Below are 18,785 nucleotides of genomic sequence, written 5' to 3' on the forward strand. Positions count from 1 at the left end.
GAGAGCGCCGGCCGACCACATCACCCGACTACCGGACAAGCGGGTGTGCATCTGAGGGCAGGCGCAAAGCGCCACGATACACCAATCCCGGGCGCCACTCAACGGCGGCGTCATCCTTCTCGATGTTCCTCGGCCGATCATGCTCGGCGGACCGGCTCAGGTCAAGCACCCACGCCCGCGAGCAGGCTCACGTGCACTCCTGGTCGGTGCAGATCCCGTCCAGGAGCCAGTCCCCGTCGTCGCCCTTCACCAGCGTGAACGTCGCCCACATGTGCAGCGGCTGAGGGGCGCTGTCGCCGTGCCGGCTCTCCTGGTCGACGTAGACCACGACCTGGGCCTTGGACCCGTCGTCGGAGATCCGGGTCAGCCCGGTCTCCGACGCCGTCGCGCTCACCGTGACCTTGCCCTTGACGACGTCCTTCTTCAGCCCGTCCAGCAGCTTGGTGCGCTGGGCGGCGAAGTCGTCGGTGAGGTAGGCGCGCGCCTTGGCCTCGTCGTCGTCGAAGGTCCGGTAGTCGTAGGCGAGCACGACGGGCACCATCTCGCTCGCCGCCTGCTGGGCCGACCTCCCGGCCTCCTCCGCCGTGTCGGCCTGCTGCTGCAGGTCGTGCGGCGACTCGTCGGAGTGGCCGCCCGGGAGCAGCCAGATCCAGAGCAGCAGCGCGACCGAGAGCACCGCCAGCGCGACCACGGGTGCCACGACGGCCCAGGAGGGCCCGCCCGCCGGCGCGGCCGGCCCGCTGCTGTCGCTGCCCGTGTCGTCCTGGTCGGCGTCCTCGTCCGGAGCTGCCGCCGGCACGGTCGGGGCCGCGGCCGGCACGGTCGGGGCCGCGGCCGGCACGGGTTCCGCGACGGCCTCCGGCCCGTCCTCGGCTCGGGCCGCGGACAGCTCGGCGTCGTAGGCCGCCCGCTTCTCGTCGTCGAGCAGCACGGCGGCGGCATCGTTGTAGGCACGGAACCGGCGGTCGGTCGGGTCCAGGTCGCGGGTCGCGGCCTGCCAGGCGGCACGGACCTCGTCACGCGAGGCCGACTCGTCGACGTCGAGCAGGTCGTAGAGGTTCGGGCTCACCGCTGCCCACCTCCGCCGTCGGACTTCTTGCCCTTCTTGGATCCGCCGGACGGCGTCGGCGCCCCGCTCGGCGTCGCGCCGGGCGTCTGGCCGTTCACCGGCTGGGAGAACGGCGGCTTGCCGTCGTCGACGTCGTCGAGGTCGTCGACCAGCCACCTGCCGCCGACCTTGACCAGCGAGACCTGGTAGCGGAACCGCTGCGGGCCGGAGCTCACCTGCGGCGCGCCCTTGGAGTCGCCGGAGCCCTTGTCGTCGGAGGTCTGCTGGCCCAGCTGGTCGGGGTAGGGGTAGGAGAGCTCGGCGGTGCCCGCGACGAGCACCTCGGCGGAGTCGGAGTCCTCGGACGCCACCCCGACCGCGAAGACCTTCGCCGACCGGGTGACGCCGAGCTTCTGCACGGTCAGCTCGGCGTACCTGACGTTCTTGTCGAAGACGGTCGCGAACTTGGAGGTCATCAGGTCGCTGACGGCCTCGTACTCCGGCAGGTGGTTCTGGGCGTCGAGCATGTCGGGGCTGTAGGTGTTGAACCGGGTGACGAACGTCCGTGCGGCCGACATCGCCGCCTCGCGGTCGGTCTCGGTGCCCGAGGCCGGGACCTCGTCGTCACGCAGCGAGCTGTACCGGTCGCCGAGGTCCAGCCCGTCGCCGGCGCTCCTCCCGAAGAACACCAGTCCGGCGGCCACCAGGCAGATCACAGCGACCACGGCCGCCGCGCACAGCAGGATCAGCCGGACCCGGGAACCCCTCACTGACCCGCGAGCAGCGGATTGAGGTAGAGCCACTTCCACGAGTCCCTTCCGAGCGATGCCGGCGCAACGCTACCGGCACCTCCAAGGTGGGACGAGCGCGGCTCCCAGGCGATCTTCCCGGTGCGCGGGTCGAAGGAGACGTAGACCGGGGCGCTGGACACTGCCGCGCCCGGGGCGGGCCGCTGCTGGGGCGCGTTCTGGGCACCGCGGGGGTTGCCCTTGGTCGGCGGCTCCGTGCAGTGGTCGTCGGTCGGGAGGGGCAGGTCGTCGCGCTGCTCGGCACCGCGGTGGGCGCTGACGTAACCGGCGTAGCAGGGCGGCGTCGTGGTGAGGATCAGGCCGATGTGGGCGTCGTAGAGGCCGTCGCTCGCCGCGGTGTTGTCGATGACGCCGTAGGAGCCCTCGAGCAGCAGCGGGTAGGCGACGAGCACCAGCTCCAGGCCGGGCAGGTGGTCGACCACGACCTGGCCGGTCGAGGTGACGTCGGCGAGCAGGTTGCCGAGCGGCTCCTGGTTCTGCTCCAGGAACGTGCGCAGCTGGTTGGCCGTGAACGAGCCGCTGTCGATGACCCGGCGCAGGTCGCTGTCCGCTCCGGCCAGCGCGCTGCTGAAGGAGGAGAGGTGCAGGGCGAACGCGCGGAGCGCGCTCTCGCTGCCGACCTGGCCGCGGAGCACGACGTTGCTGTCCCGGATCAGCGCCGTGGTGACGTCGAAGTTGTCGTTGGCGGTCCGGATGAACGAGTCGCCGGTGTCGATGATCCGCTGCAGGTCCTCGCCGGTGCCGGCGAAGGCCTTGCCGAGCTCTTTGACCGTGGTGCGCAGCGCGTTGCGGTTGACGCTCGAGACGGTGTCGGCGATGTCGCCGAGCAGCTTCTGGGTCGAGATCGGCGTCGCGGTGTCGGCCATCGCGATCTGCGAGCCGTTCTCGAGGTACGGGCCGTCGTCGGCCTGGGGCTGCAGCTCGACGTACTGCTCACCGACCGCGGAGCGGTTGCCGACGACGGCGAGCGTGTCGGCCGGGATCTCGTCCCACTTGTTGTCGATGTCGAGCACGACGTCGACGCCGGACTTGTCCTTGGTCAGGTCGAGCTCCTTGACCGTGCCGATGCGCACGCCGCGGTAGGTGACCTCGCCGCCGGCGAAGATGCCGCCGGAGTCGGCGAAGTGCGCGGTCACGGTGTAGCTGCGGTCCATGATCAGCCGGTCGAGCCGCGCATAGCGGGCCCCGACGTAGGTGACGCCGACGACCGTGATGATCGCGAAGACGATCAGCTGGATCCGAGTGCGACGGGTGATCATCGGCCTCTCCCCTCACCGGACAGCGGTTGCGACAGGAAGAGTCCCACCCCGCTGCTGTAGTCGGCCGGGCGCGGCTGGTCGTCCCCGGGTGCGGGCCTGGGCAGGCCGAGCCCGCCGAGCCCGAGGCCGAGCTGGTCGAGCAGGTCGGTGATCGGGTTGCTGCTGGTGTTGCCGCCGCCACCGCCGCCACCGAGGAGCCCGCCGTTGCCGCAGAGCAGCGGCAGGTGCACGGCGTCGCAGATCTCGTTGAGGAGGTACTGCGGGAGCTTCGCGCATGCCGCGGGGTCGGGCGGGGTCTTCAAGCAGCTCTGCAGGACCTTCGTGACCCCGGCGCACAGGCCCTTGATGTCGAGCAGGTGCTCGAGCGAGGTGTTGTCCGGGAGCATGTTGATCGGGATGCAGGCGAGGTCCGGCAGGCCGAGGTTGTTGATGTCGAGGTCGAGGTTGATCGACAGGTTGACGTAGTCGCCCATGTGCAGGTTGCGCGCGACCTGGGGGTCGCGGCCGACGACGTCGTCGACGAAGGGGAAGGCGTAGAAGACGTTGAACGCCTTCACGAACGACTGCCCGGCGGCGCTGAGGTTCGTGAGGACCGGCTGCAGCTGCTGCAGCGAGGTCACCGTGGAGTCGTGGGTCGCCTGGATGACCCGGACGCCGACGCCGCTGAGCCGGTTGAGCCCGTCGAGCATCCGCACCAGGTCGTGCCGCTGCCGGTCGATCGAGTCGAGCGCGCTCGGCAGCTCCTCGAGCGCCTGGTCGATGCTGCCCTGCTGCTGGCGGACCTCGATGGAGAGCCGGTTGAGCGAGTCGATGGCGTCGACGATGTCCTGCTTGTGGCTGTCCAGCTGCGACATCAGGGACTTGATCTGGGTCAGGACCGAGCGGGCCGCGTCCTCCCGCCCTCCGAGCGCGTTGTTGAGCTCGGTGGTGATCGTCTTCAGCTGGGCGACGCCGCCACCGTTCAGGACGAGGCTCAGCGCACCCAGGACCTCCTCGACCTCCGGGTTGCGGCCGGTGTGGTCGAGCGGGATCGTGTCGCCGTCACCCAGCTCGCCCGTGGCTCCGGTCAGCGGCGGCGCCAGCGAGACGAACTTCTCGCCGAGCAGGCTGGTCTGGCGGATGGTCGCGATCGCGTTGTCGGGCAGGTCGGTGTCGTTGCGCAGCTCGATGTCGACGGTCGCCGTGTAGTCCTTGGGGTTCAGCTCGACCGAGCTCACCCGGCCGACGCTGATGTCGTTGACCTTGACCGCCGACTGCGGCACCAGGTCGAGGACGTCCTGGAACTCGACGGTCACGTGGATCGGGTTGTCCCCGACGTCGGCACCACCCGGCAGCGGCATGTCGTAGACGCTGAAGTCGCAACCGGTCAGCACGATCGAGCCCGCCAGCAGGGCGAGGAGAAGCCGGAGACGGCGCAGGGGGCGGGTCATCGCTTCACCTCCACCAGGCCGTTGAGACTGGGGTCGTAGGCGGCGTCGCTCCACGAGCCGGAGCCGGCGGCGAACGGGCCGGTGCGGGGCAGGATGTGGTCGAAGAGGCCGCACAGCTTGCCGCCGGGGTCGTTCGCCGAGACCAGGGCGCACAGCAGCTCCGACGGGCTCTGCTTGAGCAGGTTCCCGATGTTGGCGTTGCTGTTCAGCGTGCCGGCCTGCGGGTCGTAGGCCAGCGCGAGGTTGTTCAGCGCGAGCGGACCGGCGCTCAGCACCTCCGAGAGCTCGCTGCGCCGCTGGGCGATGATGTGCGCCACCCGGCCGAGCCCGGAGATGTCCGCAGTGAGCGCGTCCCGGTTCTCCTTGACGAAGCCACCGACCTCGTCGAGCGCGACACCGAGGTTGCCCAGGGCGGCGGTCAGGTTCTGCCGCTCGCTGTCGAGGAGGCGCGACACGTTGCCCAGCGACGTGTTGAAGTCGCGCACCGTGGTGTCGTTCACCGCCAGGGTGTGGATGAACTCCTGCAGCTTGCGCGCCGAGGAGAACAGCGCCGTCTTGTTGTCGTCGAGCGTCTGGCTCAGGTCGCCGAAGTTCTGGATGGTCTGCTTGAACTTCGCTCCCTGGCCGCCGAAGTTGCGGGCGGTCTGCTCGAGGAGGTCGGTCAGCGCGCCCTTGCTGTTGGCGCCGTTGGGCCCCAGCGCCGTCGCCAGGTTGTCGATGCTGCCGTAGATCTGGTCCAGCTCGAGCGGGACCGCCGTCCGGTCGGTCGAGAGGACGGAGTTGTCGGGCAGCGCCTTGTCGCCGTCCTTGAAGGCCGGTGCGACCTGGATGTAGCGGTCGCCCACCACCGAGGGCGAGATGATCACGGCCTTGGCGCCCTCGGGCAGGTCGACGTCGCTGTCGTAGTGCATGGTGACCTTCACCCTGGTGCCCTCGGGCTCCACGGTGTCGACCTGTCCGACGGGCACGCCGAGGACGCGCACGTCGCTGCCCTCGTAGACCGACACGGTCCTCGGGAAGTAGGCGGTCAGCGTCTTGGAGCCGCTACCGCTGTTGAGCACCCAGACGACCCCGCCGGCCAGCAGGATGAGGATCACGGCGATCGGGGCGAACTTGCGGATCGTGTCGCTCACGGCGTCACCCCTCCCCCAGGTCCGGCAATCGGCGGCAGGTTGGAGACGTAGGTGTCCCACCACGGGCCGTTGCCGAAGACGTTCGCGAAGTAGCGGTAGAACGGCGCCAGCACCCGGAGCGACTCGTCGATGTTGTCGTCGTTCTTGTTGAGCACGTCGAGCACGCTGTGGAGGTGGTCCAGGGCCGGCTTGAGGTCGGCGCGCGAGTCGCGGACGAGTCCGGTGAGCTGGGTGCTGAGGTCGGAGGTCGCGACGAGGATGTTGTGGATCGCGACCTTGCGCTGGATCAGCGCCTTGAACAGGACGTCCGAGTCGCGCATCAGCTGGACGATGTCCTGGTCGCGGCTGTCGAGGACGTCGGAGACCCGGGACAGGTCCTTGAGCAGCGACCCGATCTGCTCGTTCTTGTCCGCGATCGTCGTGGACAGTGCCGAGACTCCCTGCAGCGCCTTGCGGAACTGGGTCGGCGTGCTGCGGGTCAGGTCGGCGAGCGTGGTCAACGCGTTCGCCAGCTGGTCGGTGTCGATGTTGTCGGAGGTCTTCGCGAGGTCGCTGAACGCGCTCACCACGTCGTAGGGCGACTGGGTCCGGTCGACGGGGATCGTGGATCCCTCTGCGAGCTGCCCGTCACCCTTCGGCACCAGGGCGAGGTACTCGTCGCCGAGGATCGTCTTGACCTTGATCTGCGCCTCGCTCTGGTCGCCGAACGAAGCGTCCGACTTGATCTTGAAGCCGACCTTGACATAGCCGTTGTCGAGCTCGATCGAGTCGACCTCGCCGACCCGGACGCCGGCGATCCGCACCTCGTCGCCGGACTTCAGCCCGCCGGCCTCGGCGAAGGTGGCGTAGTAGGTGTCACCGCCTCCGATGAGCGGCAGGTCGTTGGCGCGCAGGGCGGCGACGACCAGCAGCACCAGGACGGCGATGCTGATCGCCCCGACCATCACGGGGTTGCGTTCGCGGAAGGGCTTCATGGCAGCGAGCACCTGTCCGCGCCGACGCTGTAGTTCGGGCTGAGGAGCACGTTGTCGCCGTACCGCACCGTTGCCTTGAAGTCGCAGAGGTAGAAGTTGAACCAGGAGCCGTAGGTCGCCGTGCGGCCCATCTTGTTGAGCTTGATCGGCATCACCTGGAGCGCGCGGTCGATCTCGGCCTTGCCGCGGTCGAGGTTCTCGCTGAACGTGCGCAGCTGGTGGATGTCGGAGACGAACGGGTCGCGGATGTCGTCGACCAGACCGGCCGTCTGCACGGCCAGGTGGGAGATCCCGTTCAGCGAGTCGAGGATCGCCTGGCGGTCCTGCTTCAGGCCGCCCACCAGGTTGCGGAAGCTGTCGATCAGCGAGGTGAGCTGCTTGTCGCGGTCGGCGACGTGGTCCAGGACGTAGTCGAGGTTGTCGAGCAGGCTCCCGATCACCTGGTTGCGGTCCGCGAGGGTCTGGGTGACCGATGCGGTGCTGCGCAGCAGGTCCTCGAGCGTGCCGCCCTCGCCCTGGAACACCTGGACGATCTCGTAGGAGAGCTTGTTGACGTCGTCAGGCGAGAGCGCCTGGAAGAGCGGCTTGAACCCGTTGAACAGGACGGAGAGGTCCAGCGCGGGCTTGGTCTGGCTCACCGGGATCGTGTCGTCCTTCAGGTCGCCGTCGGCACCCTCGTGGGTGAGCGAGACGTAGCGCTGGCCCAGGAGGTTGCGGTAGCGGATCGTCGCGTGCGTGCCGGCGTCCACGACGGTGTCGCTCTTGACGGTGAAGGTCACCATGGCGTTGGTGTCGTCGCTGGAGTCTCCCTGCACGACCTCGACGTCCTTCACGGTGCCGACCTTGACGCCGGCGATGCGGACGTCGTCGCCCTTCAGCACCCCGGTCGCGTCGGTGAAGACGGCCTTGTAGGTCTCCGAGCCTCCGAAGGAGATGTTGCCGATGGTGACCACTAGCAGGCTGGTGGCGACGGCGGTGACGACCATGAACGCGAGCAACCGGAGCAGGTCGCCGCTGGTCTTGGAGTCGAGCAGGCGCGCCATCAGCGGTCACCCCCGTCGGCGACGGTGGGACCCGCGAGGAGCACCCCGAGCCCGGAGTCGGTGCCGGCGCCGTAGCGGCCCACCATCATCTTGCGCAGCACCTTCACGTCCTCGGGCGAGCCGTCGTAGCCGAGCCCGGGCGCGGGACGCTCGATGCCGGTGCCGAGCGGCTCGTCGACACCGTCGTTGTAGTTGGGCACGTTCTGCAGCGGGTGTGCCTGGTTCCACGGCGGGTTGGGCAGGTTCCAGCAGGACGGGCCGCGGTCCTCGGCGAAGCGGGGCAGGTCGTTGATGTTGTAGGGACGCGGCTGGGTCGGCAGGGTCTCGAGGATGATGTGCAGCTCGTAACCGCGGAACGCCTGGGCCGCACGCGGCTCGAAGTTGACCAGGCCCTTGGCGAGGCAGGGGATCTCCGGGGAGTACCGGGAGAGGACGGCGAGCACCTGGGTGCTGATCTGGCCGAACCGCACGAGCCGGTCGCCGTTGACCTCGAGGAACTGGCGGGCGGTGTCGGAGAACGCGCGGATGTCCTTGAGCTCGGCGTTGAGCACGCTCTCCTTGTCCTCGAGGGTGCCGGTGGTCTTCACCGTGTTGTCGAGGATGTCGGCGACCTGCGGAAGGATGTCGGCATAGATGTCCGACGTCTTCGCGGTCAGCCGCAGGTCGCTCACCAGCTCCGGGATCTCGGGGTTGATCCGCTTGAGGTAGGAGTCGACCGTCTCGAGGTTCTGGCCGAGCTGGTCGCCACGACCCTCGAGCGCCGTGGCCAGCGCGTTCAGGGTCGAGTTGAGGTCGGCGGGCCGCACGGTGCGCAGCAGCGGGTAGAGGTCGTTGAGCACCTGCTCGACCTCCGTGCTCACCTCGGTGTGGGTGATCGTGGCGCCCGCCTCGATCGTGCCCTGCGCCCCGGAGTCGGGGATGTCGAGGGAGACGTACTTCTCGCCGAAGAGCGTCTTGGGGACGATCGAGCCCGTCACGTTCGCGGGCACGTCGTCGATCATGTTCGGGTAGAGCCCCAGCGTGAGCTTGGCGCCGTTCCCCCCGTCCGCCTGGGCCTTGAGCACCTCTCCCACGATCACGCCGCGCACCTTGACGTCGGCGCGCTCGGGGAGCTGCAGCCCGATCGTCGAGGTGTCGAGGGTGACCTCGTCGTACTTGGAGAACTTGTGCGAGAACACCGCGTAGGTCAGCCAGACGGAGAGCACGACGAGCGCGACGAACGCCGCGCCGAGCACCCGATGGTGGTTCCCGAGCCTCATCGTCCCATCACCCGGCCAACCTCACCGTCGTGGTGGTGCCCCAGATGGCCATGGACAGCAGCAGGTCGATCACGTTGACCACGACGATGCTGGTCCGGACCGCCCGGCCCACAGCCACGCCCACACCCGCCGGACCGCCGGAGGCGGTGTAGCCGTGGTAGCAGTGGATCAGGATCACCGCCACCGCGAAGACGAGCACCTTCCCGAACGACCAGAGCACGTCGCCGGGTGGGAGGAACGTCCAGAAGTAGTGGTCGTAGGTGCCGGCCGACTGCCCGAAGAAGGTCAGCACCACCAGCCGGCTGGCGAGGTAGGACGACAGCAGCGCGACGACGTAGAGCGGGATGATCGCGATCAGCCCGCCGACGACGCGGGTCGCGACGAGGAACGGCATCGAGGGGATCGCCATCACCTCGAGGGCGTCGACCTCCTCGGAGATCCGCATCGCACCGAGCTGGGCGGTGAAGCCGCAGCCGACGGTCGCCGCGAGCGCGATGCCCGAGACGATCGGAGCGATCTCGCGCGTGTTGAAGTACGCCGACACGAAGCCCGCGAAGGACGCAGTCCCGAGCTGGTCGAGGGCGGCGTACCCGGAGAGGCCGACCTGGGCGCCGGTGAAGAACGTCATGCCCAGGATGACCCCGACGGTGCCGCCGATGACGGCGAGCGCGCCCGTGCCGAGGGTGATCTCGGCGAGCAGCCGCAGGATCTCCCGGGGGTAGTGGCGGACCGAGCGGGGGGTCGCCCGGAGCACGCCGAGGTAGAACGAGAGCTCCTCGCCGAGGGTGTCGAGACCCTTCAGCGGCTTCTCGTAGATCGCCTTCACGCTTGCCATCGCCGTCAGCCCGTCTTCGGTGGGATGAGCTGGACGTAGATCGTGCTGAGGACGAAGTTCACGACGAACAGCAGCAGGAAGGTGATGACGACGGACTCGTTGACCGCGTCGCCGACGCCCTTCGGGCCGCCCTTGGCGTTCATGCCCTTGTAGGACGCGACGATGGCGGCGATGAGGCCGAACGTGAGGGCCTTGATCATGCCGACCCAGACGTCGGGCAGCTGTGCGAGGGCGGTGAAGCTCGCGAGGTAGGCACCGGGCGTGCCGTCCTGGAGGATCACGTTGAACACGTAGCCGCCGGCGACGCCGACGACGCTCACCATGCCGTTGAGGAAGACCGCGACGAGCATGCAGGCGAGCACGCGGGGCACGACCAGGCGCTGGATCGGGTCGATGCCCAGCACCATCATCGCGTCCAGCTCCTCGCGGATCTTCCGGGCGCCCAGGTCCGCGGCGATCGCGGACCCGCCCGCTCCGGCGATCAGCAGCGCGGTGCCGATCGGCGCGGCCTGCTGGATGACGGCGAGGACCGACGCCGAGCCCGTGAACGACTGCGCGCCGAACTGCTTGATCAGGCCGCCGACCTGCAGCGCGATGACCGCGCCGAAGGGGATCGCGACGAGTGCCGTCGGGATGATCGTGACCGACGCCACGAACCAGGCCTGCTGGATGAACTCACGCAGCTGGAACGGACGTCTGAAGAGACCGCGCCCTACATCGAGACCGAATGCGAACAGATTGCCTGCGGTCCCGATGGGAGAAAGGACGCGGGCCGCCGTGGAGGATGACACCGCAGTCCTTTCGATCAGCCGTGCGCAGCCTCGGGAGTGAACGAACCGGGTGGCGGCGTGATGCCGTGCAGCCGGCAGTACTCACCCGGGGGGCGCTGGCTCTTGCGCGGGATGCCGTTGGACGGCTCGAGCTGCAGCATGACAGGCGGCAGCGGCGGCAGGTCCATGTCCTTCTCGGCCTCGAGCTCGGTGGCGTCCTTCTCCTCGGACATGCCGATCGGCCCGACGCGCTGGGCGTTCAGGAACTGCCGGACGACCGGCTCCTCCGAGGTCAGCAGCATCTCGCGGTGGCCGAACATCGCGAGGTGCTTGTGGTAGAGCAGCCCGATGTTGTCCGGGACCGTGCGCGCGGTGTTGATGTCGTGGGTCACGATCAGGAACGTCGCGTCGATCTGGGCGTTGAGGTCGACGATCAGCTGGTTGAGGAACGACGTACGGACCGGGTCGAGGCCCGAGTCCGGCTCGTCGAAGAGGACGATCTCGGGGTCGAGCACGAGGGCGCGGGCCAGGCCGGCGCGCTTGCGCATACCGCCGGAGATCTCGCCGGGCAGCTTGTCCTCGGCGCCGAGCAGACCGACGAGGTCCATCTTCTCCATGACGATGTCACGGATCTCGGACTCGCTCTTCTTGGTGTGCTCGCGCAGCGGGAAGGCGACGTTGTCGTAGAGGTTCATCGAGCCGAACATCGCGCCGTCCTGGAACAGCACGCCGAACAGCTTGCGGATCTCGTAGAGGTCCTTCTCCGAGCAGGTGGCGATGTCGGTGCCCTCGATCACGATCGAGCCGTAGTCGGGCTTGAGCAGGCCGATGAGGGCCTTGAGGAAGACCGACTTGCCGGTGCCGGACGGGCCGAGCATCACGCAGATCTCGCCGGCAGGGACCGTCAGGGTGACGTCCTTCCAGATCAGCTGCTTGCCGAACGACTTCGTGAGGTTTTCGACCGCGATCTCAACACCCATGTGAACTCCCTCGTTGCCGAACGGACCACTACTGACCCTCGTGGTCGGACTCGTGGACTACGCGTGACGGCGCTCACGTGTCTCGTGAGTAACAACGGGGGCGCCGGGGGCAGGTTACGCGCTAACGGTGTCACACGTCACCTCGCCCCGAAACCCGAGACGGCGCCCCCGGCTCGGCGGGGAAAAACAGACCGAGGGCGGGTCCCCCGTCGGGGAACCCGCCCTCGGGCGGAGCGTGCTGAGGTGTCAGCAGGTCACTTGAGGGTGACGGTGGCGCCGGCGGCCTCGAGGGCCTCCTTGGCCTTGTCCGCGGCCTCCTTGTTGACCTTCTCGAGGACGGGCTTCGGGGCGCCCTCGACGAGGTCCTTGGCCTCCTTGAGACCGAGGGAGGTCAGCGCACGGACCTCCTTGATGACGTTGATCTTCTTGTCACCAGCGGCCTCGAGGACCACGTCGAACTCGTCCTGGGCACCGGCGTCGCCGGCGGCCTCGCCGCCAGCGGCACCACCGGCGGCCGGCGCGGCGGCAACCGCGACCGGAGCCGCGGCGGTCACGCCGAAGGTCTCCTCGAACTGCTTCACGAACTCCGACAGCTCGATCAGCGTCATCTCCTTGAACGCGTCGAGCAGCTCGTCGGTGCTGAGCTTCGCCATGATGGCTTCCTTTCTGGTTGGCCCGCCGGGAAGGCCGGGCCGGGTTTCAGGTGGTGTACGTCGGCCTAGTGCCTAGGCCTCGGTGGTGTCGGCCTCGACGGTGTCGGAGGTCTCGGTGGACTCCGCCTCGACGGCGGGCTCCTCCGCGACCTCGGCGGCCGGCTCCTCGGCGGCGGCCGGCGTACCAGCACCACCTGCGAGGATCGAGGGGTCCTCCTGCGCCTTGGCCTCCAGGGCGCCGGCGAGCCGGGCAGCCTGGGCGAGCGGGGCGTTGAGGAGGTAGACGGCCTGGCTCAGCGAGGCGAGCATCGCGCCCGCCAGCTTGCCCAGGAGCACCTCGCGCGACTCGAGATCGGCCAGCTTGGCGATCTCGGCCGGCTCGAGGGCCTTGCCGTCCAGAACTCCACCCTTGATGACCAGGGTGGGGTTGGCCTTGGCAAAGTCACGCAGACCCTTCGCCGCCTCGACGACGTCGCCCTTGATGAAGGCGATCGCGGTCGGACCGGTGAGCAGGTCCTCGAAGCCTTCGATCCCCGCCTCCTTGGCGGCGATCTTGGCCAGCGTGTTCTTGACCACGGCGTAGTTGGCGTTCGCACCGAGGGAGCGGCGGAGGTCCTGCAGCTCCTTCACGGTGAGACCGCGGTACTCGGTCAGCACAGCACCTGCGGACTCGCTGAAGGACTCAGCGATCTCCGCGACGGCGGCCTGCTTGTCTGCCCGCGCCATGGGTCTCCTTCCGGAATGTCGAGACCTCCGGCGGACCGGCCCCGGAGAAAGACGAACGCCCCGAGCGCAGGCGCTCAGGGCGTGGACATCCGGGCGGACCGGGCTGTTCTGCTCTGCTCACCTGCGCGGGCCGCCCACCTTCGGTGGGACCTTCGGAACGGACTGGATAGTCCGCACGACCGGCGGTCTCTGGTTACGAGCAGGAACTGTACGCGCGGCCGGTACGGGCTCACAAATCGCGGGCGAGCACGAAGAGATAGGGCTGCGGGTAGGCCCGTAGGTCCATGAGGCCGAGCAGGGTGTCCTCGTCGACGCGACGGAACACGTCGATGATCGGCAGGTGGTCATAGACCATCGCCGCCGTCACGACGCCGCGGTGGCGGACCTCCCGCAGCCGCGCGCGGGGCTTCTTGGTGCGCAGCGCGGGCCGGAGCAGGTCGACGGCGAACCGGCTCCGGGCGACCAGCGTCGGCGGCACCCTGCCCGCGATACCCATCGGCACCTTCCGCGGGTCCACGGACACCACGTCGCCGGACGAGGTCGAGAAGAGCAGCGGGTGCACCGCGTCGTCGTCGTCGAACCGCTTGCCGTACCACCCGGTCGCCTCGAGCAGCCCGTCCATGGGGTGGCCGGTGCGCAGCTCCCGGCCGCGCCAGGTCCCCCGGATCTCGGCGGGGGCGAGGCCGGGCAGCTCGTCGTACAGCGCCAGCGCCTCGTCGAGCGAGCAGGCCGGCTCGAGAGCGGCCAGCCGGTCGCCCACCGCGGTGGTCACGAGGCCTCCCCTGCCGTCGCGGGGACGGGCGGGGGCGGCAGCCGCAGGGCGCCCGGCGCCGTCGCGGGCACGACCGGTCGGTGCGGGGCGACCGGGGCGATCCGGCGGTACGCCGACCCGGGCTCGGGGCGCGGGTCGGGCTCCCCCTTGTTCGGCCAGAAGGCCATCGCCCGCTCGGCCTGGGCGGTGATCGTCAACGAGGGGTTCACCCCGAGGTTCGCGGTGATCGCGCTCCCGTCGGCGACGTGCAGCCCGGGATGACCGTGCACCCGCTGGTAGGGGTCGACGACGCCCGTCTCCGGCGTCTCGCCGATCGTGCAGCCGCCGATGTAGTGGGCGGTGGCCGGGATGTTGAGCGCGTCGGTGAACACGCCACCGGCAACCCCGTCCACCTTCTTCTCCCACCGCCGGGCGATGTCGTGGGCCAGGGGGATCCAGGAGGGGTTGGGCTCCCCCGAGCCCTGCCTGGTCACCAGCCGCCCGCGCCTGAGGTAGGAGGTGAGCGAGTTGTCGAGCGACTGCATCACCAGCAGGATCACCGACTTCTCCGAGGCACGGTGCGGGTTCTGGGACCGGAGGAACCGCACCGGGTGGAGCAGGCAGGTGAGCAGCAGCCGGAGGGCACGGAACGCGCCGCCGTCGACCATCGGCGTCGTCTGCAGGAACATCGCGTTGTGGCCCTTGCCGTAGCCGACCACCTCCACGTGGGTCTCCGGCTCGGGGTGGATCGACGAGCTGATCGCCACCCCCTGCGAGAGGTCGTAGCGGTCCTTGGCGGTGACGCCGATGATCGCCTCGGAGTTGCTGCGGGTGAGCTCGCCGAGCCGCGGCGAGAGCGCAGGGAGAGTCCCCTCCTCGCGCATCTTGTGCAGCAGCTTCTGGGTGCCGAGCGCGGCGGCCGCGAAGACGACCTGCTGCGCCCGGAACGTACGCCGTCCCCTGCGCAGCCGGCCGTTGGACCGCTCCGTCTCCACGACGTAGCCGCCCCGGCCGTCCGGCGCCACGGACGTCACCGTCGTGAGCGGGTACACGTCCGCGCCGTTGCGCTCGGCGAGGTAGAGGTAGTTGGTGGTCGTCGTGTTCTTGGCGTTGTGCTTGCACCCGGTCATGCACTCCGAGCAGTGGATGCAGCCGCGTCGCCGCGGGCCCTGGCCGCCGAAGTAGGGGTCCTCGACCTCGACGCCCTCCTGACCCTCGTTGAAGAAGACGCCGACGTCGGTGCGGTGGAAGGTGTCGGCGACGCCGAGGTCGGTCGCGATCTCGAGCAGCACCTCGTCCTTGGGGCCGACCCGCGGGTTGGTCTCGACCCCGAGCATCCGCTTGGCCTGGTCGTAGTAGGGCGCCAGCTCGCTGCGCCAGTCGGTGATGTGCGCCCAGGCGCGGTCGGTGTAGAACGCCGGCAGCGGCTCGTAGAGCGTGTTGCCGTAGATCAGCGACCCGCCGCCCACGCCGGACCCGCTGAAGACCAGGCACTTGCCGAGCACGCTGATCCGCTGCGGACCGGTCATGCCGAGCCGCGGCGCCCAGATCGATTTCCGCAGGTTCCAGTTGGTCCTCGGCAGGTCACCGGCGTCCCAGCGCCGGCCGGACTCCAGGACGCCGACCCGGTAGCCCTTCTCGGTGAGCCGCAGCGCCGAGACGCTGCCGCCGAAGCCCGAGCCGATCACCAGCACGTCGTAGTCGTAGCCGCTCTCGCGCGCCATGGGACACCACCTCATCGTCGGGCACCGGACCAGATACCGTCAGAGTGTACGGTATTTGCATGCCCGTGCCGAGATCCCGCCGCACCCAGGCCGAGCGGCGCGCGACGACCCGCGCCCGGATCCTCGGCTCGACGGCGGAGTGCCTGCTGGAGCGGGGCTACGCCGCGACGACGATCTCGGAGGTGCAGGAGCGGGCCGGCCTGGCCCGCGGGACCATCCAGCACCACTTCCCCACCCGGGCGGCGCTCCTCGTCGGCGCGATCTCGCACCTGGTCGACTCCCGCATCGAGCGGTTCCGCGCAGAGGCGGCCCTCGTCGAGGACGGTCCCGGGAAGATGCAGGCCGTCGTCGACCTGGTGTGGCGCGACCTGACCAGCCCGGTGTTCTTCGCCGCCCTCGAGCTCTGGGTCGCCGCGCGCACGGACGCCGACCTTCGGGCCGCGCTGGTCCCGGAGGAGAAGCGGCTCTTCGCCTCGATGCGCGAGCTGTACGCCGGGACGCTCGGCGAGCCCTACACCTCCGACCCGCGGGTCGACACGCTCGTGGAGTTCACCGTCGACCTCCTCACGGGGCTCTCCCTCGCGACGATGCTGGCGCCGGACGGCGGCGCGCGGGACGCGGTGCTGGCGCGCTGGAAGCGCGCGCTCGCCGTACTCGCCGGGCTGCTGCCAGCTGTCGAGCTGCTCGACGGTCCTGGCACGATTGGCCCGTGACCACGCCCCTGACCGACCTGTCCCCCGACCAGCTCGCCGAGCGCCTCACCGCACTGCGGGCGGAGTACGAAGAGCTGCAGGCGAAGGGGCTCAAGCTCGATCTCACCCGGGGCAAGCCGGGGGCCGACCAGCTCGACCTGTCCGAGGGCCTGCTCCGGCTGCCGACCGGGCACCAGGACGCGGCCGGCACGGACGTGCGCAACTACGGCGGCCTCGACGGGCTCCCCGAGCTCCGCGAGATCTTCGCCGACCTGCTCGGCCTGGACGCCTCCGCGATCGTCGTCGGCGGCAACTCCAGCCTCACGATGATGTACCAGGTCGTCACCTGGATGCTGCTCAAGGGCGGCCCGGACTCGCCGCGCCCGTGGAGCCAGGAGCCGGTCGTGAAGTTCGTCTGCCCGGTGCCGGGCTACGACCGCCACTTCACGATGCTCGCCGAGCTCGGCATCGAGATGGTGACCGTCCCGATGAACGACGACGGCCCGGACGTGCAGGCGGTCCGCGCGCTGGTCGCCGACGACCCGGCCGTCAAGGGCCTCTGGCTGGTGCCGACCTACGCCAACCCGACCGGCGCGGTGTGCTCGGCCGAGGTCGCCGCCGAGCTGATCGCGATGCCGACGGCGGCGCCGGACTTCCGGATCCTCTGGGACAACGCGTACGCCGTGCACCACCTCACCGACACGGAGACGAAGAGCGCGGACGCCCTCGGCCTCGCCGCCGCGTCCGGCCACCCGAACCGGCCGATCGTGTTCGCCTCGACCTCGAAGATCACGTTCGCCGGCGCGGGCGTCGCGGCGCTCGCCGCCTCGGCCGAGAACCGGGCCTGGTACCTCCAGCGGCTCGGCTACGCCTCGATCGGGCCGGACAAGATCAACCAGCTCCGCCACGTCGAGTTCTTCGGCGACGCGGACGGCGTACGGGCCCACATGCGCAAGCACCGCGACCTGATCGCCCCGAAGTTCGAGGCCGTCGACGACGCGCTCGAGTCCCGGCTCGGCGGTCTCGGCATCGCGACGTGGAGCAAGCCGACCGGTGGCTACTTCGTGAACCTCGACGTCCTCGACGGCACTGCCTCGCGGGTGATCCAGCTCGCCAAGGAGGCAGGCATCGCCCTGACCCCCGCCGGCTCGGCCTTCCCGCACGGCAACGACCCCCACGACCGCAACATCCGCCTCGCCCCTACCTTCCCCGCCCTCGCCGACGTCGAGGCCGCCATGGCCGGCGTCGCCCTCTGCGCCGAGCTCGCCGCCGCCGAGAAGCTGGCCGAGTAGGGGTCTCCGACCGGTTCAAATGTGACAAGCGCCCACCGGTCGGTGGGCGCTTGTCACATTTCGAGCGGTCGGTTGCCCCTACTCGGCGGAGTCGTCGGCCGCGACGTTCTTGGTGCGGTTGGGGTCGACCTGGACGCCGGGGCCCATGGTCGTGGAGACGGTGACCTTCTTGACGTAGCGGCCCTTGGAGCTGGCCGGCTTGAGCCGCAGCACCTCCTCGAGGGCAGCGGCGTAGTTCTCGGCGAGCTGGAGCTCGGAGAAGGACGCCTTGCCGATGATGAAGTGCAGGTTGGCGTGGCGGTCGACGCGGAACTCGATCTTGCCGCCCTTGATGTCGGTCACGGCCTTGGCCGGGTCCGGGGTGACGGTGCCGGTCTTGGGGTTCGGCATCAGACCACGCGGGCCGAGGACGCGGCCCAGGCGGCCGACCTTGCCCATCATGTCCGGGGTCGCGACGACGGCGTCGAAGTCGAGGTAGCCACCGGCCACCTTCTCGATCAGCTCGTCGCCACCGACCTCGTCGGCACCCGCGGCGCGGGCAGCCTCGGCCTTGTCGGCGTTCGCGAACACGAGGACGCGAGCGGTCTTGCCGGTGCCGTGCGGCAGGTTGACGGTGCCGCGGACCATCTGGTCGGCCTTGCGCGGGTCGACGCCCAGGCGCATGACGACGTCGACGGTCTCGTCGAACTTCTTCTTGCTGGTGGACTTGGCGATCTTGATCGCGGCCAGCGGGGCGTACAGCTCGTCCTTGTCGAAGGTCGCTGCCGCCGCGCGGTAGGTCTTGCTGCGCTGCATGTCAGTTCCCCTCCGTGGTGACGCCCATGGAGCGGGCGGTGCCCTCCACGATCTTCATCGCGGCGTCGAGGTCGTTGGCGTTGAGGTCGGGCAGCTTCGTCTGGGCGATCTCGCGCACCTGGTCCTTGGTCAGCTTGCCGACCTTCTCCTTGTGCGGGACGCCCGAGCCCTTCTGCAGGCCGGCGGCCTTCTTGATCAGCTCGGCGGCCGGCGGGGTCTTCGTGATGAAGTCGAAGGACCGGTCCTCGTAGATCGTGATCTCGACCGGGATGACGTTGCCGCGCATGGACTCGGTCTGGGCGTTGTAGGCCTTGCAGAAGTCCATGATGTTGACGCCGTGCGGGCCGAGAGCGGTACCGACCGGCGGGGCCGGTGTCGCCGCACCCGCCTGGAGCTGCACCTTGACCAGGGCAGCGATCTTCTTCTTGGGAGGCATTCCTCTATCTCTTTCCTGTCGTGGTCATGACGAGGACCGCTGTCCTCTGCCACCGTCGCCCGGCGCACCGGGCAACCTGCCTATTGTGCGGCGAACTCGTGCTGTACGGCGAATTCGCGCGGACTTCCCCGACCCGGCTCCCACACGGGTCTCGATACGACCGGCTCCGGCTTCGC

At 69.5% G+C, this 18,785-nt stretch carries 19 protein-coding genes; 2 read left to right on the forward strand and 17 right to left on the reverse strand.

Annotated features, from left to right (window positions below; all coding sequences use genetic code 11):
* Nucleotides 1-187 precede the first annotated feature (187 nt).
* From ABD709_RS07860 to ABD709_RS07930, 15 genes are all read right to left on the reverse strand, one after another.
* On the reverse strand, nucleotides 188-1,069 hold the full coding sequence (locus ABD709_RS07860) for a J domain-containing protein (RefSeq protein WP_344774047.1): 882 nt from the start codon (nucleotides 1,067-1,069) through the stop codon (nucleotides 188-190).
* Nucleotides 1,066-1,818: a hypothetical protein gene (locus ABD709_RS07865; RefSeq protein WP_344774049.1), complete on the reverse strand. Its 753-nt coding sequence runs from the start codon at nucleotides 1,816-1,818 to the stop codon at nucleotides 1,066-1,068. The genes ABD709_RS07860 and ABD709_RS07865 overlap by 4 nt, the downstream gene beginning before the upstream one ends.
* On the reverse strand, nucleotides 1,815-3,116 hold the full coding sequence (locus ABD709_RS07870) for an MlaD family protein (RefSeq protein WP_344774051.1): 1,302 nt from the start codon (nucleotides 3,114-3,116) through the stop codon (nucleotides 1,815-1,817). The genes ABD709_RS07865 and ABD709_RS07870 overlap by 4 nt, the downstream gene beginning before the upstream one ends.
* Nucleotides 3,113-4,546: an MCE family protein gene (locus tag ABD709_RS07875; RefSeq protein WP_344774053.1), complete on the reverse strand. Its 1,434-nt coding sequence runs from the start codon at nucleotides 4,544-4,546 to the stop codon at nucleotides 3,113-3,115. The genes ABD709_RS07870 and ABD709_RS07875 overlap by 4 nt, the downstream gene beginning before the upstream one ends.
* On the reverse strand, nucleotides 4,543-5,679 hold the full coding sequence (locus tag ABD709_RS07880; protein WP_344774055.1) for an MCE family protein: 1,137 nt from the start codon (nucleotides 5,677-5,679) through the stop codon (nucleotides 4,543-4,545). Before ABD709_RS07880 ends, ABD709_RS07875 begins: the two co-directional genes overlap by 4 nt.
* Nucleotides 5,676-6,653 (reverse strand): MCE family protein, encoded by a 978-nt coding sequence (locus tag ABD709_RS07885; RefSeq protein WP_344774057.1) that lies wholly within the window; start codon nucleotides 6,651-6,653, stop codon nucleotides 5,676-5,678. Before ABD709_RS07885 ends, ABD709_RS07880 begins: the two co-directional genes overlap by 4 nt.
* Entirely contained in the window at nucleotides 6,650-7,696 is a 1,047-nt protein-coding gene (locus tag ABD709_RS07890; protein WP_344774059.1) for an MCE family protein, read from the reverse strand. The genes ABD709_RS07885 and ABD709_RS07890 overlap by 4 nt, the downstream gene beginning before the upstream one ends.
* Nucleotides 7,696-8,955, reverse strand: a complete 1,260-nt coding sequence (locus ABD709_RS07895) for an MCE family protein (RefSeq protein ID WP_344774061.1) — start codon at nucleotides 8,953-8,955, stop codon at nucleotides 7,696-7,698. Before ABD709_RS07895 ends, ABD709_RS07890 begins: the two co-directional genes overlap by 1 nt.
* A 7-nt stretch (nucleotides 8,956-8,962) precedes the next feature.
* A complete protein-coding gene (locus ABD709_RS07900; RefSeq protein WP_344774063.1) occupies nucleotides 8,963-9,790 on the reverse strand; it encodes an MlaE family ABC transporter permease in 828 nt (275 codons plus the stop codon).
* Between the two features lie 5 nt (nucleotides 9,791-9,795).
* Nucleotides 9,796-10,581 (reverse strand): MlaE family ABC transporter permease, encoded by a 786-nt coding sequence (locus ABD709_RS07905; RefSeq protein WP_344774065.1) that lies wholly within the window; start codon nucleotides 10,579-10,581, stop codon nucleotides 9,796-9,798.
* Nucleotides 10,582-10,595: 14 nt separating this feature from the next.
* Nucleotides 10,596-11,540: an ABC transporter ATP-binding protein gene (locus tag ABD709_RS07910; protein WP_344774067.1), complete on the reverse strand. Its 945-nt coding sequence runs from the start codon at nucleotides 11,538-11,540 to the stop codon at nucleotides 10,596-10,598.
* Between the two features lie 254 nt (nucleotides 11,541-11,794).
* On the reverse strand, nucleotides 11,795-12,193 hold the full coding sequence (rplL, locus tag ABD709_RS07915; RefSeq protein WP_344774069.1) for a 50S ribosomal protein L7/L12: 399 nt from the start codon (nucleotides 12,191-12,193) through the stop codon (nucleotides 11,795-11,797).
* A 72-nt stretch (nucleotides 12,194-12,265) separates the two neighbouring features.
* On the reverse strand, nucleotides 12,266-12,919 hold the full coding sequence (rplJ, locus tag ABD709_RS07920; RefSeq protein WP_344774071.1) for a 50S ribosomal protein L10: 654 nt from the start codon (nucleotides 12,917-12,919) through the stop codon (nucleotides 12,266-12,268).
* A gap of 229 nt (nucleotides 12,920-13,148) precedes the next feature.
* The gene (locus ABD709_RS07925; RefSeq protein ID WP_344774073.1) at nucleotides 13,149-13,691 is read right to left on the reverse strand and encodes a DUF4334 domain-containing protein; all 543 of its coding nucleotides are present in this window, start codon (nucleotides 13,689-13,691) and stop codon (nucleotides 13,149-13,151) included.
* Entirely contained in the window at nucleotides 13,688-15,394 is a 1,707-nt protein-coding gene (locus ABD709_RS07930; RefSeq protein WP_344774075.1) for a GMC family oxidoreductase, read from the reverse strand. Before ABD709_RS07930 ends, ABD709_RS07925 begins: the two co-directional genes overlap by 4 nt.
* 59 nt (nucleotides 15,395-15,453) lie before the next feature.
* Between ABD709_RS07930 and ABD709_RS07935 the strand changes: the two genes are divergently transcribed.
* Complete coding sequence (locus tag ABD709_RS07935; protein ID WP_344774077.1) at nucleotides 15,454-16,107, forward strand: TetR/AcrR family transcriptional regulator; 654 nt, start codon at nucleotides 15,454-15,456, stop codon at nucleotides 16,105-16,107.
* A complete protein-coding gene (locus tag ABD709_RS07940) occupies nucleotides 16,104-17,378 on the forward strand; it encodes an aspartate aminotransferase type Ic (protein ID WP_344774079.1) in 1,275 nt (424 codons plus the stop codon). The genes ABD709_RS07935 and ABD709_RS07940 overlap by 4 nt, the downstream gene beginning before the upstream one ends.
* A gap of 78 nt (nucleotides 17,379-17,456) precedes the next feature.
* Here the strand turns inward: ABD709_RS07940 and rplA are convergent, their stop codons facing one another.
* Both rplA and rplK read right to left on the reverse strand, forming a co-directional pair.
* A complete protein-coding gene (rplA, locus tag ABD709_RS07945; protein WP_344774081.1) occupies nucleotides 17,457-18,173 on the reverse strand; it encodes a 50S ribosomal protein L1 in 717 nt (238 codons plus the stop codon).
* A gap of 1 nt (nucleotide 18,174) precedes the next feature.
* Entirely contained in the window at nucleotides 18,175-18,609 is a 435-nt protein-coding gene (rplK, locus tag ABD709_RS07950) for a 50S ribosomal protein L11 (RefSeq protein WP_344774083.1), read from the reverse strand.
* Nucleotides 18,610-18,785: the final 176 nt, after the last annotated feature.

The organism is Nocardioides panacisoli (genome assembly GCF_039537325.1).
Taxonomy (GTDB): domain Bacteria; phylum Actinomycetota; class Actinomycetes; order Propionibacteriales; family Nocardioidaceae; genus Nocardioides; species Nocardioides panacisoli.

Coding starts and splice junctions, on each gene's coding strand:
- ABD709_RS07870 (WP_344774051.1), bottom strand. CDS start 3,116: ATGATCACCCGTCGCACTCGGATCCAGCTGATCGTCTTCGCGATCATC.
- ABD709_RS07890 (WP_344774059.1), bottom strand. CDS start 7,696: ATGGCGCGCCTGCTCGACTCCAAGACCAGCGGCGACCTGCTCCGGTTG.
- rplJ (WP_344774071.1), bottom strand. CDS start 12,919: ATGGCGCGGGCAGACAAGCAGGCCGCCGTCGCGGAGATCGCTGAGTCC.
- ABD709_RS07885 (WP_344774057.1), bottom strand. CDS start 6,653: ATGAAGCCCTTCCGCGAACGCAACCCCGTGATGGTCGGGGCGATCAGC.
- ABD709_RS07895 (WP_344774061.1), bottom strand. CDS start 8,955: ATGAGGCTCGGGAACCACCATCGGGTGCTCGGCGCGGCGTTCGTCGCG.
- ABD709_RS07930 (WP_344774075.1), bottom strand. CDS start 15,394: ATGGCGCGCGAGAGCGGCTACGACTACGACGTGCTGGTGATCGGCTCG.
- rplK (WP_344774083.1), bottom strand. CDS start 18,609: ATGCCTCCCAAGAAGAAGATCGCTGCCCTGGTCAAGGTGCAGCTCCAG.
- ABD709_RS07875 (WP_344774053.1), bottom strand. CDS start 4,546: ATGACCCGCCCCCTGCGCCGTCTCCGGCTTCTCCTCGCCCTGCTGGCG.
- ABD709_RS07910 (WP_344774067.1), bottom strand. CDS start 11,540: ATGGGTGTTGAGATCGCGGTCGAAAACCTCACGAAGTCGTTCGGCAAG.
- ABD709_RS07900 (WP_344774063.1), bottom strand. CDS start 9,790: ATGGCAAGCGTGAAGGCGATCTACGAGAAGCCGCTGAAGGGTCTCGAC.
- rplL (WP_344774069.1), bottom strand. CDS start 12,193: ATGGCGAAGCTCAGCACCGACGAGCTGCTCGACGCGTTCAAGGAGATG.
- ABD709_RS07935 (WP_344774077.1), top strand. CDS start 15,454: ATGCCCGTGCCGAGATCCCGCCGCACCCAGGCCGAGCGGCGCGCGACG.
- rplA (WP_344774081.1), bottom strand. CDS start 18,173: ATGCAGCGCAGCAAGACCTACCGCGCGGCGGCAGCGACCTTCGACAAG.